This is a genomic window from Streptomyces sp. W1SF4, assembly GCF_003950035.1.
Lineage (GTDB): Bacteria > Actinomycetota > Actinomycetes > Streptomycetales > Streptomycetaceae > Streptomyces > Streptomyces racemochromogenes.
Window position 1 is genome coordinate 2,601,069 of record NZ_CP034350.1, and the last position, 17,797, is coordinate 2,618,865.

The following is a 17,797-nucleotide window of genomic DNA, read 5'->3' on the forward strand; positions in this document are numbered from 1 at the left end:
AGCTCTAGCGTGACCTGCGCGTGCGGGCGCGGTCGAGGCGGTTGCGTACGAAGGTCAGCGCGCCCCCGGCACCGGGCGCGAGGCGCACGGCCAGCGCACCGGCGGCCGTGCGGTAGGGCTGCGCCAGCAGAACACCGTACCGGCTGCTGGGCAGGGCCCTGCGGCGGAGCAGACCGCCCAGGGGGCGCAGGGAGGTGTGCAGGGAGCTCCCGTCGGCGCAGCGCACGCCCACCCGGACGTCCCACGCCTGCATCCCGCGCAGCCCCCGGCGGCGCCCCTCGGCGGCCAGCGCGGCCGGCCGGAAGGGCACCTCGGCACTCCACCCGTCCCCGTCGCCGGCGGCCCGCAGCTCCACCGGCCGCAGCAGGACGGGGTCGCCTCCCGCCCGGGGCGGGAAGCTCAGCTGGACGGTCTGCGGACCGGCCCCGGCGAGCCGCCCGTACAGGTCGCGCACCCGCAGCCGGAGGGCCCCCGCCCCCGCGGGCTCGGCGTCGACGGTGACGGGCAGCTCCGCCACCGGCAGGGCGTCGAGCCCGTCCAGCGGCACGGGCAGCTCCGCGCTCCACACCGGCTCCCCGGCCGCGTCACGCGCGTACGGCGGCAGCAGCCGCGCCGGCTCGGCGGCGAACCGCATCAGCCGCTCCATGTCCCCGGGCGGGGTCTCCGCGGCCGCCAGCACCCGGGCCGCCCAGCGGGCACGGGCGGGCGCGGCGGCGACGTCGGCGGGGTCGAAGCCGGCCAGGTACTCGCGGGTCAGCGCCCACCAGTCGGCCCGGTACTCCGGGTCCTTGCCCAGCTCGCGCAGGTACATCCGCAGGTCGTAGTCGAGGAACTTCACCTGGCAGGCGCGGCCCAGCACCGGGGAGGCCGCGGCGAGGGTGCGGGAGGCCGTGCGGTGGGCCTCGACGCGCGAACGCCAGTTGCCGACGTCCTCACGGGCCAGGGAGATCGACACCTGGGCGGCGCTGCGGCGCACGTGCCACACGTAGACGAGGTCGCCGACGACCGCGATCCGGGGCCCGGCGGCCAGGACGCGGGAGGTGAAGACGAAGTCCTCGTACACGAACCGGCCGTCGGGGAAGCGGATCCCGTGCTCGTCGAGGAAGGCGCGGTCGTACAGCTTGTTCACGCAGAGGGTGTCGCGGACCAGCTCGGGCCGGTCCGCGGGCCGCTCGATGACGTCGCCCGGCGCGTACAGACCCGGCATCCAGGGCACCTCGCGGCCCTCGGGCAGCTCCCGGCGCACGCACGCGCCGACGGTGACGGGCGCCCGGTGCTCCTCGGCGGCCCGCAGCAGCGCCTCGGCGGCACCCGGCGGCAGGACGTCGTCGCTGTCCAGGAAGAGGATGTACGGGGAGGTCGCGGCGGCGATCCCGTCGTTGCGGGGGGTGCCGCAGCCGCCGCTGTTCTCCGTGCGGTGCAGGACCTTGAGGCGCGGGTGGGCCGCCGCCAGCTCGTCCAGCACGCCGGCGGTCCCGTCCGAGGAGGCGTCGTTCACCGCGATGACCTCGGCGACCACCGGGCCCTGGGCGAGGGCCGAGGAGACGGCCTCGCCCACGAGCCCGGCGTCGTTGTACGCGATCACCACCACCGAGACCGAGGGGCCCGCGGCGGTGTCACTGCTGGAATGGCTGCTGCTGCTCACCCGCAGGATCCTAGGCGAACGGCGTAAAGCCGACTTCAAAGCCGGCCCTCCGCCGCCCCCGCCCGGTCAGAAGGGACGGAACTCGTCGTACTCCTTCTGGGCCGAGTCGCCCCGGCGGGCTTCCTTCTCGTTGCGGCGCTGGGTCGCCGGACGCGGAGCCTCCAGGCGGTGGTCCTCACCGCGGCGGCCCAGCATCTCGGCGCCGGCCATCACGGTCGGCTCCCAGTCGAAGACGACCGCGTTCTCCTCGGAACCGATCGCGACGCCGTCGCCCGCCTTGGCACCGGCCTTCTTCAGCGCGTCCTCGACACCGAGGCGGTTGAGCCGGTCGGCGAGGTAGCCGACGGCCTCGTCGTTGTTGAAGTCGGTCTGGCGGACCCAGCGCTCCGGCTTCTCGCCGCGCACCCGGTACACGTCCTCGACCTCGTCGTAGGTGACGGTGAACCCGGCGTCGTCCACGGCCTTCGGGCGGATGACGATGCGGGTCGCCTCCTGCTTGGGCTTGCGGGCGCGCGCCTTGGCGACGACCTCGGCGAGGAAGTAGGAGAGCTCCTTCAGACCCGTACGGGCGACGGCGGAGACCTCGAACACCTTGTAGCCGCGGGCCTCCAGGTCCGGGCGGACCATGTCCGCGAGCTCCTGGCCGTCGGGGATGTCGACCTTGTTCAGGACGACGAGGCGGGGACGCTTCTCCAGACCGCCGCCGTAGATCTTGAGCTCTTCCTCGATGACGTCGAGGTCGGCCACGGGGTCGCGGTCGGTCTCCAGGGTGGCCGTGTCCAGCACGTGCACGAGGACGGAGCAGCGCTCGACGTGGCGCAGGAACTCCAGGCCGAGGCCCTTGCCCTGGCTGGCACCGGGGATCAGGCCCGGGACGTCGGCGATGGTGTAGACGGTCGAGCCGGCGGTGACCACGCCCAGGTTCGGGACGAGGGTGGTGAAGGGGTAGTCCGCGATCTTCGGCTTGGCGGCGGAGAGCACCGAGATCAGCGAGGACTTGCCGGCGCTGGGGAAGCCGACCAGCGCCACGTCGGCGACGGTCTTCAGCTCCAGGACGATGTCGCCGCTGTCACCGGGGACGCCGAGGAGGGCGAAGCCGGGCGCCTTGCGGCGGGCGGAGGAGAGCGCGGCGTTGCCGAGGCCGCCGCGGCCGCCCTCGGCGGCGACGTACGTGGTGCCCTGGCCGACGAGGTCAGCGAGGACGTTGCCCTGCTTGTCGAGGACGACGGTGCCGTCCGGCACGGGCAGGACGAGGTCCTGGCCGTCCTTGCCGGAGCGGTTGCCGCCCTCGCCGGGCTTGCCGTTGGTGGCCTTGCGGTGCGGGCTGTGGTGGTAGTCCAGCAGGGTGGTGATCGCCTGCTCCACCACGAGGATCACGTCACCGCCACGGCCGCCGTTGCCGCCGTCGGGGCCGCCGAGCGGCTTGAACTTCTCCCGGTGTACGGAGGCGCAGCCGTGGCCCCCGTTACCCGCGGCGACGTGCAGCTCGACGCGGTCCACGAAGGTGGTCATGGGTGTTCCTCCAGATACATACGGGAATGTCCCGGGCAGGCCTTGCTGCCCATTAAACGTGTCTATGTGACAACGCGCCGAGGGCGGACCTCTCTTCCCGGCGCCTGCCGGAAAGAGCTGAGATCCGCCCTCGGGGTGTTACGAACGCGTGTGATTCAGCAGGAGCTGGATCAGGCGGCCGGAACGATGTTGACGACCTTGCGGCCACGGTGCGTACCGAACTGCACCGCACCCGGCAGCAGCGCGAACAGCGTGTCGTCGCCACCGCGACCGACGCCCGCACCCGGGTGGAAGTGGGTGCCGCGCTGGCGGACGAGGATCTCGCCGGCGGAGACGACCTGACCGCCGAAGCGCTTCACGCCGAGCCGCTGAGCATTGGAATCGCGCCCGTTCCGGGTGGACGATGCGCCCTTCTTGTGTGCCATGTCTCAGTCCCTCTTACTTCGCAGCCGTGGGGATACCGGTGACCTTGATCGCCGTGTACTGCTGACGGTGACCCTGGCGACGGCGGTAGCCGGTCTTGTTCTTGTAGCGCAGGATGTCGATCTTGGCGCCCTTGGTGTGGTCCACGACCTCGGCCGTGACCTTGATCCCGGCCAGCACCCACGGGTCGCTGGTCACGGCGTCGCCGTCGACAACGAGCAGGGTCGAGAGCTCGACCGTGTCGCCAGCCTTGGCAGTGGAAATCTTGTCAACCTCAACGATGTCGCCGACAGCAACCTTGTGCTGGCGACCACCGCTGCGCACGATGGCGTACACGCGGATCTCTCTCTCACTCGGGACGGATGCTCCTGAAGCCAGCCGCTCACACGGGCCGGGGCCCACGGTGATCCGGATTGGACGAGCGGCCTCTCCCGTGACCCGGCCGCTTGCGCGGTCGTCCGGGAGGAAGGTGCTCAGGAGCGCGACGCACGCTGAACGGAAAATCGTCCAAGACACGCCGACGGTCTAGGTTACGGGGCTGGTTCCGGAGGGTCAAACCGGGCCCCGCAGCACCGTGGACCCCGCCCGGAGGCGGGGTCCACGGTCACGGAACGGATCAGGCCTCGGTCGGAGCCGTGACGGACGGAGCGTTCTGCTCCGCCGCCGCGGTCTTCTTCGTGGCCCGCTTCGCCGTGGTCTTCTTGGCCGTCGCCTTCTTCGCGACGGTCTTCTTGGCGGCCGCGGCCTTCTTGGCCGGAGCCTTCTTCGCCGTGGTGGCCGCCTTCTTGGCCGGAGCCTTGCGGGCGGCCTTCTTCGCGGGAGCCGGCGCCTCGGCCTCGGCTGCCGGGGCCTCGGCCGGGACGGCCTCCGCGACCGGCTCGGCGGCCGGGGTCTCGACGACCACGACGGCGGCCTCGGCCGCACCCGCGGGCGCGGTGGCCTTGCGGACGGCGCGACGGCGCGGACGGGCCGGGGCGGCCTCCACGACGGGCTCGGCCGGGGTCTCGACGACGGGCTCGGGCTGCGCCTCGGGCTCGACGACGGGCTCCTCGACCACGGGCACCGCCACCGGCTCGGCGACGGCCTCAACGACCGGCTCCGGCTCGGCCACGGCCACCGGCTCCTCGGCCACGACGGGCTCCGGCTCCGGGGCGGTCGCCTTGCGCGTCGCCCGGCGACGGGTACGGCCCTTCGGCGCGGCCTCCTCCACCGGCGCGGCGGGGACCGCCTCGACCGTCTCGGAGGCCGCCACGGCCTCGGCGACGACCTCGGCGGCCGGCTCCAGCACCGTGTCCGCGGGCTCGGTGACCGGCTCCGCCTCCACCACCGGGGCCACCGGCGCGGGAGCGGCCGGCGCCGGGGCGGCGTACCGCTCGGCACCGCGCGGGGCACCCGCCGGAGCGGTCGCCTTGCGGGTCGCACGGCGACGGTTGCGGCGCCCGCTGATGCCCGCGGCGGCCTCGGCCTCGGCCGGGCTGCTGTACAGCTCCTCGTCCGGCACGAACGCCGGCTCCGGAAGGGCGCGCGGAGCGGCGATCTCCGCGGCCACCTCGGCCTCGGTCTCGGCTTCCAGCACCTCGGCCTCGGCGGTCTCGACCGTCTCCGCCTCGTGCCCGTGCTCGTGCTCGTGCTCCACGGCGCGGCCACCGCGGCGCTTGGCGCGCTTGCCGTTGCCACCGCCGCCGACCGCGGTCGGGGTCTCCATGTGCACGATCACACCCCGGCCGTTGCAGTGGACGCAGGTCTCGGAGAAGGACTCCAGCAGACCCTGGCCCACCCGCTTGCGGGTCATCTGCACCAGGCCAAGCGAGGTGACCTCGGCCACCTGGTGCTTGGTGCGGTCACGGCCCAGGCACTCCAGCATGCGCCGCAGCACCAGGTCGCGGTTGGACTCCAGGACCATGTCGATGAAGTCGATGACGACGATGCCGCCCAGGTCGCGCAGCCGCAGCTGGCGCACGATCTCCTCGGCCGCCTCCAGGTTGTTCCTGGTGACGGTCTCCTCGAGGTTGCCGCCCTGACCGGTGAACTTGCCGGTGTTGACGTCGATGACGATCATCGCCTCGGTCTTGTCGATCACGAGGGAGCCGCCCGAGGGCAGCCACACCTTGCGGTCGAGCGCCTTGGCGAGCTGCTCGTCGATCCGGTACGTCGCGAAGACGTCGACCTCGGAGGTCCAGCGGGACAGCCGGTCGGCCAGGTCCGGCGCCACGTGGTTCACGTAGCCGTGGATGGTCTCCCAGGCACTGTCACCACTGATGATGACCTTGGAGAAGTCCTCGTTGAAGATGTCGCGCACGACGCGGACCGTCATGTCCGGCTCGCCGTACAGCAGGCTCGGCGACGAGGTCGTGATCTGCTTCGACTTCTTCTGGATGTCCTCCCACTGCGCCTGCAGACGCTCGACGTCGCGGCGCAGCTCGTCCTCGCTCGCACCCTCGGCGGCGGTGCGCACGATGACGCCCGCGTCCTCGGGGACGATCTTCTTGAGGATGGTCTTCAGACGCGCGCGCTCGGTGTCGGGCAGCTTGCGGCTGATACCGGTCATCGAGCCCTCGGGCACGTACACCAGGTAGCGGCCGGGCAGCGAGACCTGGCTGGTCAGACGGGCGCCCTTGTGGCCGATCGGGTCCTTGGTGACCTGCACCAGGACCGACTGGCCGGACTTCAGGGCGGACTCGATGCGGCGCGGCCCGTTGGCCATGCCGAGCGCCTCGAAGTTGACCTCACCGGCGTACAGGACGGCGTTGCGGCCCTTGCCGATGTCGATGAAGGCGGCCTCCATCGACGGCAGCACGTTCTGGACCTTGCCCAGGTAGACGTTGCCGACGTACGAGGTGGCCTCTTCCTTGTTGACGTAGTGCTCGACGAGCACGTTGTCCTCGAGGACGCCGATCTGGGTGCGCTCACCGGACTGGCGGACGACCATCACGCGCTCGACGGCCTCGCGGCGCGCCAGGAACTCGGCCTCGGTGATGATCGGCACGCGGCGGCGGCCCTGCTCGCGGCCCTCGCGGCGGCGCTGCTTCTTCGCCTCCAGACGGGTCGAGCCCTTGATGGACTGCACCTCGTCGGACGGCTCGGCCTTCTCGCGTGCCGGGCGCGGCTCGCGGACCTTGAGCACGGTGCGGACACCGTCCTCCTCGCCCGCCTCGACCTCGACGGCACCGTCACCGCTGCGGCGGCGACGACGGCGGCGGCGACGGCTGGAGGTGGAGGCGAGGGCGTCGTCGCCCTCCTCGTCCTCTTCGTCCTGGTCGGCTTCCTGCGGCTCGGCCTCCTGCGCGGCGGCCTCGCCCTCGGTCTCCTCGTACCCGGACTCGTCCAGGTCGGCGGCCTCCCCGCGACGGCGGCGACGGCCACCACGACGGCGGCGGCGCGACGGGCGCTCACCCGACTCGTCCGACTCGTCCTCGTCGAAGCCGTCGGCCTCGGCCTCCGGCTCCTCCTCGACGAGCTCCGGCTCGGCCGCGGGCACGGGCTCGGCGACGGCGCCGCGACGGCGGCGACGGCGGCCGGCGGGCTGCGCGGCGGGGGCCTGGACCTCGGCGGCGGCCTCGGCCTCGGCCTCTTCCTCCTCCTCGGCCTCCTCCGCCGAAGCGGCGGCGGCAGCGGCCGCGGCGGCCATGGCCGCGGTCTCCGGGGTCTGGAACATCGGCTCGGCGAAGACCGGAGCCTGGAAGACGGCCACGGCCGGACGCGCGGCACGGCGGGCGGCGCGGTTCGGGGCGGCCTCCGGCGCGGCGGCGGCCGGAGCGGGCTGGGCGGCGGCGGGGGCGGCCGGGGCCGAGGCGCGGGTGGCGCGGCGGCGGCCGCGCTTGGGGGCGTCCACGGCGTCGGCGACGGTGACGGCGCGGGTGGCGGCCTTCGGGGCCTCCTCCGCGACGGCCCGTACCTCTTCCTCGGCCTCCTCCTCGTCCTCCACGGCGGGGGCGTCCTCGGCCACGGGGGCCGGAGCGGCGACGGCACGGGTGGCACGGCGGCGGGCACGCGGGGCGGGAGCGGCCGGAGCCTCCTCCTCCACCGGCGCGGGAGCCGGCGCGGCCTCCACGACGACCTCGGCGGCCTCGGCGGCCGGAGCGGCGACGGCACGGGTCGCACGACGGCGGGCACGCGGGGCGGGGGCGGCCGGAGCCTCCTCCACGGCCGGCGCGGCAGCGGCGGCGGGCGCGGCCTCCACCACGACCTCGGCGGCCTCGGCGGCCTCGGCGGCCGGAGCGGTGGCGGCACGGGTGGCACGGCGGCGGGCACGCGGGGCGGGAGCGGCCGGAGCCTCCTCCTGCACCGGCGCGGGAGCGGCGGCCGGCGCGGCCTCCGCAGCGGCTTCGGCGGCCTCGGGCGCCGGAGCGGTGGCGGCACGGGTCGCACGGCGGCGGGCACGCGGGGCGGGAGCGGCCGGAGCCTCCTCCTCCACCGGCGCCGCAGCGGCGGCCGGCGCGGCCTCCACCACGACCTCGGCGGCCTCGGCGGCCGGAGCGGCGACGGCACGGGTCGCACGACGACGCGTACGCGGAGCGGGTGCGGCCGGAGCCTCCTCCACGGCCGGCGCCGCAGCGGCGGCGGGCGCGGCCTCCACGGGCGCCTCGGCGACGGCGCCGCCGGGCGGCCCGGCCGGCCGGGAAGCCGCTCGGCGACGCCTGCGCGGGGGCAGGTTGTCGCTGGGGCTGCCACTGTCGGCGGCGGGGGTGTTGTCGTTTTCGTTGTTGAGCATGCGGGGTTCTCCCGTCACGCTCCCGGGCGCCGCGGCTGACGTCCGGTCCGGCACGGCTCCGCGCGATGGGGCGCGGAACCGGCCTCCGGGGCGCGTTCGCCACACGGGAGCTGTAGTCCATGGCCGCCGGTTCCGTACGTGTTGTCCGTACGGCCTGGCGGAAGTCTTCAGGTCAGTGCGCTGCCCGACCCAGGTGGCTCCCGAGTTCCAGGGCGGCGCGACGACGACGGTCCTTACGCGGCGGGACCTTCCGGCGCCTTCGCGTCGGCGTTCACGGCGGCCGTGGGTGGGGCGGCCGTGACAGCCTCGCGGTCGGGCGCGAGCGGGTCGGTCACCGTGCCGGACTCCTCGTCGAAGAGCCCCTGCGCCAGCCTGGTCACCGCTGCGGGGACCGGCGGCGCCAGGTCGGCCACAGCTTGGAGACCGGACAGGACGTCGTCGGGTCGCACGGCAGGTGTCAAATGCCGAACAACCAGCCGCAGTATCGCACAGGCATTGTCCAGCGGCCTATCAACCTGGGCAGGAAGGGCTTCGAGGCTGACGACGGCGCCGCGGGTGTCGAAGGTCCGCATGCCGTTCTTGGTCCGGCGCTGCACCTCCACCGTCTCGGCGGCGAGGAAGACCTCCACCGCCCGCGCGGCGTCGGCGGGCTCGACGCCCTCCAGGCGCAGCTCCCAGACGGAGGCCGTCAGCCGGTCCGCGAGCCCGGAGGTCCGGGCCTCGACGGCGTCGACGATGTCCAGGCCGACCGGCATCGACTCGTCGAGCAGCTCGCGGAGCTTCTCGGGGTCGCGGTGCTGGGCGAGGCCGATCTCCAGGTACTCGGCCTCACTGCCGGTCCCGGTGGGAGCGGCGTTCGCGTACGAGACGCGGGGGTGCGGGGTGAAGCCCGCCGAGTACGCCATGGGCACCTCGGCGCGGCGCAGGGCGCGTTCGAAGGCGCGCTGGAAGTCTCGGTGGCTGGTGAACCGGAGGCGGCCACGCTTGGTGTAGCGCAGTCGGATGCGCTGCACCACCGGTGCGGGAGGCGGGCCTTCGGGCTGTCGCTTGCCCAGGGGTTCTTCTCCTTGTGCGGGGCGTCGCGGCTCGCGCGTCGCCCTGAGGTCTGTCGACCCGTCCGGCTCACCCCCGCCGTTTGCGCGGGGAGATCTCGGGAGCGGGTGCCGCGTCGGCGGCTGTCGTACTACCCAGAGTACGCGCCCGTGACCTCGTCGGTTCCCCCGGCGGCCCCCCGAACAGCAGGCGGCGCACATCGGCCCGCGCCTCGCGCACCGCGGCGCGGGCGGTGCGCCACACCTCGCGCACGGCGTGCCCGACGGGTGTGGCCACCTGCCGGTACACCCACGCGGCGGGCCGGGCGACCCAGCCGCGCCACAGCCGGCGCAGGCCGCGGCCGAGGGCGCGCAGGATCCGGCCGGCGAGGTGCCAGGCGCCGACGAGGAGCTCCCCGAGCGGCAGGAGGACGTACCGGTACAGCAGGGTGAGCGGCGGCAGGAGCAGGTACCGCCCCACCCAGGCCGCTCCGTGCCCGGCCGGTACGAGCACGTTGCGCCCCACCCAGGCCATCCCGTGCCCGGCCGGCACGACCGCGTACCGCCACGCACCCACCCATGGCCAGACGAACACCAGCATGCCGAGCCCGCGCACCAGCCACCGCAGTCCGTGCCCGACGGGCGTCAGCACCTCCCGGTACAGCCATCCCGTCGGCAGCACCACCACGTGCCGCAGCACCCAGGCAATCCCGGTCCCGGCCGGCACCAGCACGTACCGCCCGAGGGCCACGCACAGCCAGGCGGTCCCGAGCCCGAGCGGCCGCAGCAGGTACCGGTAGGCCACCTCGCCGACGGGCACGGCGACGTAACGCCACAGCCCCACCCACGGCCAGTAGAAGAGGACGAGCAGCAGCGGCCGCAGCAGGTACCGCCACACCCGCACCAGGACCCACCCGGCAGCGTCCCCGAGCGGCGCCAGCACATGCCTGCGCGCACCCCGCGCCGCCACCACGAGCAGGTCCCACAGGGCCCGCACCGGCAGCACCACGAGCACGGCGACGACCTTCACGGGCACCCGGACCACCCCGGCCAGACACCCGCCCCCACCAGGCGCGGCCTGCGCCTTCTCCATCTGCATGCCGCTAAGGACACCAGATCCCGCGCTTCCGTTGCGCCGCGGTCCCGCCCATCCGTCGATCGCCCCGGGCTCGGCCGTCAGCCGACTCCCCTACCGAGAATTCGACATTCGGTGCTCACGGATACCACCACTTCCCCCTTACGCCAGCCGGGGCCACCAGGCGCCCGTCGAAGAGCGGTGGCCAAGGACCTGGTCCGCGCGGGCATCACCTGCAAGGTCACGAGGACCAGGGTCCGGAAGGTCCGCGCCCCGCAGGTCCATATGGAGCTCGTCATACCTGAGGACGCGCGCCGACTCCTCGTGATCACCAGGGACGGGTTCGCGTCCGGGCCCGGGAAACGTGAATGCCCCTGCCTTGTGCCAGGGGCATTCACTCAACGTCACGACTTGGGGTTGTCGCCCACCACGCTCAGTGGGAGCAGCTTCTTGCCCGTCGGTCCGATCTGAATTTCGGTCTGGAGCGCAGGGCACACCCCACAGTCGAAGCACGGGGTCCAGCGGCAGTCCTCGACCTCGGTCTCGTCGAGGGCGTCCTGCCAGTCCTCCCAGAGCCAGTCCTTGTCCAGGCCCGAGTCCAGGTGGTCCCAGGGCAGGACCTCCTCGTACGTGCGCTCGCGGGTCGTGTACCAGGCCACGTCCACGCCGTACGCCGGCAGGGTCTTCTCCGCCGCCCGCATCCAGCGGTCGTACGAGAAGTGCTCGCGCCAGCCGTCGAAGCGGCCGCCGTCCTCGTAGACCGCGCGGATGACGTCGCCGATGCGGCGGTCGCCGCGCGAGAGGAGGCCCTCGACGATGCCCGGCTTGCCGTCGTGGTAGCGGAAGCCGATGGAGCGGCCGTACTTCTTGTCGCCGCGGATCTTGTCGCGGAGCTTGCCGAGACGGGCGTCCGTCTCCTCCGCCGAGAGCTGCGGGGCCCACTGGAAGGGGGTGTGGGGCTTGGGGACGAAGCCGCCGATCGACACCGTGCAGCGGATGTCGTTCTGGCCGGAGACCTCGCGGCCCTTGGCGATGACGTTGACCGCCATGTCACCGATCTGGAGTACGTCCTCGTCGGTCTCGGTCGGCAGGCCGCACATGAAGTACAGCTTCACCTGGCGCCAGCCGTTGCCGTACGCGGTGGCGACGGTACGGATCAGGTCCTCTTCCGAGACCATCTTGTTGATGACCTTGCGCATGCGCTCGGAGCCGCCCTCGGGGGCGAAGGTCAGACCGGAGCGGCGGCCGTTGCGGGTCAGCTCGTTCGCCAGGTCCACGTTGAACGCGTCCACGCGGGTCGACGGGAGGGACAGGCCCACCTTGTCGTCCGAGTAGCGGTCCGCGAGACCCTTGGCGATGTCGGCGATCTCCGTGTGGTCCGCGGAGGACAGGGAGAGCAGGCCGACCTCCTCGAAGCCGGTCGCCTTGAGGCCCTTCTCGACCATTTCGCCGATGCCGGTGATGCTTCGCTCCCGCACGGGGCGCGTGATCATGCCGGCCTGGCAGAAGCGGCATCCGCGGGTGCAGCCGCGGAAGATCTCCACGGACATGCGCTCGTGGACGGTCTCGGCGAGCGGGACCAGGGGCTGCTTGGGGTAGGGCCACTCGTCGAGGTCCATGACGGTGTGCTTGGAGACGCGCCACGGAACGCCGGAGCGGTTCGGGACGACACGGCCGATGCGGCCGTCCTCCAGGTACTCGACGTCGTAGAAGCCCGGGATGTAGACGCTGCCGGTCTTCGCGAGGCGCAGCAGCACCTCCTCGCGGCCGCCGGGGCGGCCCTCGGCCTTCCAGGTGCGGATGATCTCGGTCATGTCGAGGACGGCCTGCTCGCCGTCGCCGATGATGGCCGCGTCGATGAAGGCCGCGATCGGCTCGGGGTTGAAGGCCGCGTGGCCGCCCGCGAGCACGATGGGGTGGTCGACCGTACGGTCCTTGGCCTCCAGCGGGATGCCCGCGAGGTCCAGGGCCGTGAGCATGTTGGTGTAGCCCAGCTCCGTGGAGAAGGACAGGCCGAACACGTCGAAGGCGGAGACGGGGCGGTGGCTGTCGACGGTGAACTGGGGCACCTGGTGCTCGCGCATCAGGGCTTCCAGGTCCGGCCACACCGAGTACGTGCGCTCGGCGAGGACGCCCTCGCGCTCGTTCAGCACCTCGTAGAGGATCATGACGCCCTGGTTGGGCAGGCCCACCTCGTAGGCGTCCGGGTACATGAGCGCCCAGCGGACGTCACAGGACTCCCACGGCTTCACGGTGGAATTGAGCTCACCACCGACGTACTGGATGGGCTTCTGCACATGCGGGAGCAGAGCTTCGAGCTGTGGGAAGACCGACTCGGACATCACGCGACTTTCGTGAAGCGGGCAGGGGGCGACTCTCAAGCGTACCTTGAGGGCCGGATACCCCCGCCCACGTGATCACTTGAGGGCGGCCCGCAGCCCGGGGGCGGCCGCCTCGGCCCAGGCGGCGGGGAGGGCGCGTTCGACGCGTTCCGCGCGGGCTTCCTCGCGGCCGTGGAGCAGGCCCCAGGTGAAGGAGGGTTCGCCGGCGCCGTGGGCCTGGTGGGCCAGTTCGCGCAGGGCGGCGCGGGCGACGACGCTGTCCTGGTGCTCGCCGAGCAGGCTCTGGACGCCCTTCATGGCCTTGGCGAACTTCCGGGCGGGTTTCCCCAGGGCGGGCTCGGCGGCTTCGGCGGCGTAGCGGGCGCGTTTGGCGGCCTTGCGGGCCTGGTGGAGGGCGCGGTCGGCTTCCTGGCCGGGGTCCAGGGAGAGCGCGTGCTCGACGCGGGAGGCGAGTCGGGCGTAGTCGCGGAGCACGGCCTTGGGCAGGGCCTTGGCGGCGGGCTTGGCGGCGCCGGGCAGCAGGGGCGGGTCGGTGAGGAGGGCTTCGAGGGTGTCGAGGAGGGTGAGGTGGCGGGGGCTGTCGAGGACCGTGAGGGCGCGGCGGCGCGAGGCGGCGCGGCGGGTGGTGTTCCAGGTGCGCAGGCGCCCCCGGACGGGTCCGGCCTGGAGGGGGCGGGGGAGGTCGGCGAGGGCGGTCCGGAAGTGTTCGTGGAGGACCTCGCGGTCGCGGTCGGCGCCGAGTTCCGTGCCGAGGCGGCGCAGTTCTTCCCCGATGGGGTCGGTGACCTCGCGGTCGAGGACCTTGCGGTAGGTCTTGAGGGCGCTGCGCAGGCGGCGGGAGGCGACGCGCATCTGGTGGACGGCGTCGGGCTGGTCGCGGCGGACGCCGGGGTCGTGGGTGATCAGGGCGGTGACCTGTTCGCGCAGGTACGCCAGGACGTGCGCGCCGGCGGTTCCCTCGTCGGCCGGGTCGGGGCGGGGGCGGGCGGGGGGCTCGTCGCCGGTCTCGGCGAGGGCGCGGGCGAGTTTGGAGGGGGCGGCGGAGACCTTGAGCCCGGCGTTCCCGAAGGCCTTCTCGACGGCGTCGAGGAGGGCGGGGTCGGTGCCGTCGGCGAGTTCCACCTCGACCTCGGTCCAGGTGGCGGTGGTGTCCCGGTGCTCGGCGGTGACCTGGTCGGTGGTGAGTTCGGCGAGGAGGGCGCCGTCGGCGTCGAGGAGGTGGCTGGTCCGGCGGGAGGAGAGGAGCCGGACCATGGGTTCGAGGGGGGCGTCCCGGACGCGGGAGCGGACGAGGTCGGCGAGGGGGCCGGGGACGGTGTCGCCGAGGGGGGCGGTGACCTCGTCGCGTACGCCGGGGGCGACGGGGAGTTTGAGGTGCCAGCCGGAGTCGTGGCCGCCGGTGCGGCGGCGCAGGGTGAGGCCGTCGGCGGCGAGCCGCTGGTCGGGGGTGTCGTAGTAGACGGCGTCGAGGTCGGTGACGCCCTGGTCGACGACGGCGGCGATGCCGGCCGTGCCGGTGAGGTCGGGGACTCCGCGCTGCTCCGCCCCGGGCGTCGTGAACTCGAATTTCCGCTCGATTTCGCGCTTCGTGTCCGCCATGGACCGAATCTAGTCCGGATCGGTGCGCAGTGGGAGGCCGCCTCGGCGTCCGGCGGAAGGCCTCCCACCGCTTGGGGTGCGCGTCAGGCCGAGAGGGGCCGTTGCACCTTGATCGACTGGAGTAGGCCGATGGCCACCCAGACGGCGAACATCGACGAGCCTCCGTAGGAGACGAAGGGCAGGGGCAGGCCGGCGACGGGCATGATGCCGAGGTTCATCCCGATGTTCTCGAAGGCCTGGAAGGCGAACCAGGCGATGATCCCGGCGGCCACGATGGTGCCGTACAGCTCGGTGGTGGCGCGGGCGATCATGCAGGCGCGCCACAGGACGACGCCGAGGAGGCCGAGGATGAGGATGCCGCCGACGAAGCCGAGTTCCTCGCCGGCGACGGTGAAGACGAAGTCGGTCTGCTGTTCGGGGACGAACTGTCCGGTGGTCTGCGGGCCCTTGAAGAGGCCGGAGCCGGTCAGGCCGCCGCCGCCGATGGCGATGCGGGCCTGGTTGGTGTTGTAGCCGGCGCCGGAGGGGTCGAGCTCGGGGTTGGCGAAGGCGGCGAAGCGGTTGATCTGGTACTGGTCGAGGACGCCGAGCTGCCAGATGAGGAGGGCCCCGGCCGTGCCGGCGCCCATCAGGCCGAGGACCCAGCGGTTGGAGGCGCCGGAGGCGAGCAGCACGCCGAGCACGATGACGACCATGACCATGACGGATCCGAGGTCGGGCATCAGCATGACGATGCCCATGGGGGCGGCGGCCAGGCAGAGGGCCTTGACGACGGTGCGGTGCTCGGGATGTTCGAGGTCGCCGGCGTCGACCCGGGCCGCCAGCAGCATCGCCATCACCAGGATGATCGTGACCTTCACGAACTCCGAGGGCTGGAGCGAGAAGCCGCCGCCGATGACGATCCAGGCGTGGGCGCCGTTGATGGTGGCGCCGAGCGGGGTGAGGACGGCGGTGACGAGGACGAGCGAGAGCCCGTAGAGGACCGGGACGGCGCCCCGCAGGTTGCGGTGGCCGAGGAGGACCGTCCCGATCATCAGTACGAGGCCGATGCCGGTGTTGAGCAGGTGGCGCCAGAGGAAGTACTGCGGGTCGCCCTGGTTGAGGGTGTCCCGGTGGCGGGTGGCGGACCAGACGAGCAGGGCACCGGTCAGGGACAGGCCGAGCGCCGACAGCAGTATCGGCCAGTCGAGCCGGCGCAGGACCGAGTCGCGGGCCGTCAGCCGGGCGAGCGTGCCCTTCTGGGGCGCGTACCGGGACACGGAGAAGTTGTTCGCGGTCTGCATCATCACGTCTCAGTCATGCCGCAGGGGCGGCGGGCCGGCGAGCACGGGCGGCGTCAGCTCCTCCGGGGACGGGGGCACGTACGGCTTGATCTCGGGGGAGTCGATGGTGCCGTCGGGGTGGACGGTGGGCAGCTGTGCCTGCGGCTTGGGCAGGAGGGCCTTGCCGGTCTCCTTGCCGTCCATGGTGAGCCCGTACATCGCGTTGTAGATGTTGCGGACGGCGGGGCCGGAGGCGCCGGAGCCGGTGCCGCCCTGGGAGATCGTCATCACGATGGTGAAGTCGTCGGTGTAGGTCGCGAGCCACGAGGTGGTCTGCTTGCCGTAGACCTGGGCGGTGCCGGTCTTGGCGCGCAGCGGGATCTTGTCCAGGGGCCAGCCGATGAACCGCCAGGCGGCGGTGCCGCCGGGTTCGACGACCATGCGCAGGCCCTTGTCGAGGTCGCCGATGGTCTTGGCGTCGACGGGCAGTTTGCCGTGGGACTGGGGCTTGATCTCCTCGACCTTGCCCTGGGGGCTGACGACGGCCTTGCCGACGGTGGGGTTGTAGAGGGTGCCGCCGTTGCTGATGGCGGCGTAGGCGGTGGCCATCTGGATCGGGGTGACGAGGACGTCGCCCTGGCCGATGGCGAAGTTGATGCTGTCGTAGGCCTTGAGCTGGTTGCCTTCGAGGCAGCTCTCGTAGGCGATCTGCTCGACGTAGGTGCCGCCCTTCTTGCCCTGCTTGCACCAGGAGTCCTTGTTGGCCTCCCAGAAGCTCTGCTTCCAGTGGCGGTCGGGGATGCGGCCGCTGACCTCGTTGGGCAGGTCGATGTGGGTCTCGGAGCCGAGTCCGAACTCGCGGGCGGTCCGGTAGAACCAGTCGTGCGGGTTCTTGGGCTCGAGGCCGCCGTCGCGCTGCCACTCCTTGTGGCCGAGGGCGTAGAAGACGGTGTTGCAGGAGAACTTGAGGGCTTCGCCGAGGGTGATGGGGCCGTGGCCCTTGGACTCGAAGTTGGCGAAGCTGCGGCCGCCCATGTTGTAGGAGGCGCTGCAGTTGTACTTGTCGTCGAAGCCGTAGCCGGCGCGGACGGCGGCGCTGGCGGAGACCACCTTGAAGATGGAGCCGGCGGGGGCCTGGCCCTGGATGGCCCGGTTGAGGAGGGGGTAGTTGGAGTCCTTGCTGGTGAACTTGGCGTAGTCCTGGCCGGAGATCCCGCCGACCCAGACGTTGGGGTCGTAGTCGGGCTGGGAGGCCATGGCGACGACGCGGCCGGTCTTGGTCTCCATGACGACGACGGCCCCGGAGTCGGCTTCGTACTTGCGGCCGGTGATGTTGTCGGTCTCGTTGCGGACGACCTTCATCGCCTCGGCGAGCTCGTACTCGGCGACGGCCTGGACGCGGGCGTCGATGCTGGTGACGAGGGTGGATCCGGCGATGCCGGGGTCGGACTTGGTCTCGCCCATGACGCGGCCGAGGTTGTCGACCTCGTACGAGGTCACCTGGGCCTTGCCGCGCAGCTCCTTGTCGTACGTGCGCTCGATGCCGGAGCGGCCGACCTGGTCGGAGCGCAGGTGCGGCGAGTCGGTGTTCTTGGCCTTCTGGATCTCGTCGTCGGTGACGGGCGAGAGGTAGCCGAGGACCTGGGCGGCGCGGCCGCCGCCGACGGCCGGGTAGCGGCGTACGGCGGTGGGTTCGGCGGTGATGCCGGGGAAGTCCTCGGGGCGTTCGCGGATCTGGAGGGCCTGCTGGGTGGTGGCCTCGGTGGTGACGGGGATCGGCTGGTAGGGGGAGCCGTTCCAGCAGGGCTTGGGGGTCTGGGAGTCGCAGAGCCGGATCTTGTCCATGACGTCCTGCGGCTTCATGTCGAGGACTCCGGCGAGGCGGGTCAGTACGGCCTTGCCCCGGTCCTTTATCCGCATCAGCTCGGTGCGGGAGGCGGAGACGACGAGGCGGGTCTCGTTGTCGGCGAGGGGGACGCCGCGGGCGTCGAGGATGTCGCCGCGCACGGCGGGCTGCACCACGCGCTGGACGTGGTTGCTGCGGGCCTCGTCGGCGTATTCGTGGCCGTTGCGGATCTGGAGGTACCAGAGGCGGCCGCCGAGGGTGAAGAGCAGGGAGAAGACGAGGATCTGGATGATGACGAGCCGGATCTGCACCCGGGGGGTGCGGCCGGTCTCGGGAATGTTGGTCATGCCT

The 17,797-nt window shown here is 72.6% G+C and carries 11 protein-coding genes; all 11 read right to left on the bottom strand.

Annotated elements, in window-relative coordinates:
- Window positions 1-4 precede the first annotated feature (4 nt).
- Window positions 5-1,645, bottom strand: coding sequence for a glycosyltransferase family 2 protein (locus tag D1J60_RS12145; RefSeq protein ID WP_125821106.1), 1,641 nt, complete (start codon window positions 1,643-1,645; stop codon window positions 5-7).
- A 66-nt stretch (window positions 1,646-1,711) separates the two neighbouring features.
- Window positions 1,712-3,157 (bottom strand): GTPase ObgE, encoded by a 1,446-nt coding sequence (obgE, locus tag D1J60_RS12150; RefSeq protein WP_125599655.1) that lies wholly within the window; start codon window positions 3,155-3,157, stop codon window positions 1,712-1,714.
- A gap of 170 nt (window positions 3,158-3,327) precedes the next feature.
- On the bottom strand, window positions 3,328-3,582 hold the full coding sequence (gene rpmA / locus D1J60_RS12155; protein WP_007264038.1) for a 50S ribosomal protein L27: 255 nt from the start codon (window positions 3,580-3,582) through the stop codon (window positions 3,328-3,330).
- A 13-nt stretch (window positions 3,583-3,595) separates the two neighbouring features.
- A complete protein-coding gene (rplU, locus tag D1J60_RS12160) occupies window positions 3,596-3,916 on the bottom strand; it encodes a 50S ribosomal protein L21 (RefSeq protein WP_007264039.1) in 321 nt (106 codons plus the stop codon).
- Window positions 3,917-4,196: 280 nt separating this feature from the next.
- Window positions 4,197-8,291 carry an Rne/Rng family ribonuclease gene (locus D1J60_RS12165; RefSeq protein WP_125821107.1) on the bottom strand — a complete coding sequence of 1,365 codons (4,095 nt, stop codon included), beginning with the start codon at window positions 8,289-8,291 and terminating at the stop codon, window positions 4,197-4,199.
- A gap of 233 nt (window positions 8,292-8,524) precedes the next feature.
- Complete coding sequence (locus tag D1J60_RS12170; RefSeq protein WP_125821108.1) at window positions 8,525-9,304, bottom strand: TIGR03936 family radical SAM-associated protein; 780 nt, start codon at window positions 9,302-9,304, stop codon at window positions 8,525-8,527.
- A 109-nt stretch (window positions 9,305-9,413) separates the two neighbouring features.
- The gene (locus D1J60_RS12175; protein WP_125821109.1) at window positions 9,414-10,421 is read right to left on the bottom strand and encodes a hypothetical protein; all 1,008 of its coding nucleotides are present in this window, start codon (window positions 10,419-10,421) and stop codon (window positions 9,414-9,416) included.
- A gap of 380 nt (window positions 10,422-10,801) precedes the next feature.
- Window positions 10,802-12,739 carry a TIGR03960 family B12-binding radical SAM protein gene (locus D1J60_RS12180; protein WP_125821110.1) on the bottom strand — a complete coding sequence of 646 codons (1,938 nt, stop codon included), beginning with the start codon at window positions 12,737-12,739 and terminating at the stop codon, window positions 10,802-10,804.
- Between the two features lie 75 nt (window positions 12,740-12,814).
- Complete coding sequence (locus tag D1J60_RS12185; RefSeq protein WP_125821111.1) at window positions 12,815-14,338, bottom strand: CYTH and CHAD domain-containing protein; 1,524 nt, start codon at window positions 14,336-14,338, stop codon at window positions 12,815-12,817.
- An 83-nt stretch (window positions 14,339-14,421) separates the two neighbouring features.
- Window positions 14,422-15,621, bottom strand: coding sequence for a rod shape-determining protein RodA (gene rodA, locus D1J60_RS12190; protein WP_125596870.1), 1,200 nt, complete (start codon window positions 15,619-15,621; stop codon window positions 14,422-14,424).
- Window positions 15,622-15,630: 9 nt separating this feature from the next.
- Entirely contained in the window at window positions 15,631-17,793 is a 2,163-nt protein-coding gene (mrdA, locus tag D1J60_RS12195) for a penicillin-binding protein 2 (RefSeq protein ID WP_125821112.1), read from the bottom strand.
- Between the last annotated feature and the right edge of the window lie 4 nt (window positions 17,794-17,797).

What these genes read in the sequence shown, in the direction of transcription:
- mrdA (WP_125821112.1), bottom strand. Translation starts at nt 17,793, where the DNA reads ATGACCAACATTCCCGAGACCGGCCGCACCCCCCGGGTGCAGATCCGG.
- obgE (WP_125599655.1), bottom strand. Translation starts at nt 3,157, where the DNA reads ATGACCACCTTCGTGGACCGCGTCGAGCTGCACGTCGCCGCGGGTAAC.
- D1J60_RS12180 (WP_125821110.1), bottom strand. Translation starts at nt 12,739, where the DNA reads ATGTCCGAGTCGGTCTTCCCACAGCTCGAAGCTCTGCTCCCGCATGTG.
- rodA (WP_125596870.1), bottom strand. Translation starts at nt 15,621, where the DNA reads ATGCAGACCGCGAACAACTTCTCCGTGTCCCGGTACGCGCCCCAGAAG.
- D1J60_RS12185 (WP_125821111.1), bottom strand. Translation starts at nt 14,338, where the DNA reads ATGGCGGACACGAAGCGCGAAATCGAGCGGAAATTCGAGTTCACGACG.
- D1J60_RS12175 (WP_125821109.1), bottom strand. Translation starts at nt 10,421, where the DNA reads ATGCAGATGGAGAAGGCGCAGGCCGCGCCTGGTGGGGGCGGGTGTCTG.
- rpmA (WP_007264038.1), bottom strand. Translation starts at nt 3,582, where the DNA reads ATGGCACACAAGAAGGGCGCATCGTCCACCCGGAACGGGCGCGATTCC.
- D1J60_RS12165 (WP_125821107.1), bottom strand. Translation starts at nt 8,291, where the DNA reads ATGCTCAACAACGAAAACGACAACACCCCCGCCGCCGACAGTGGCAGC.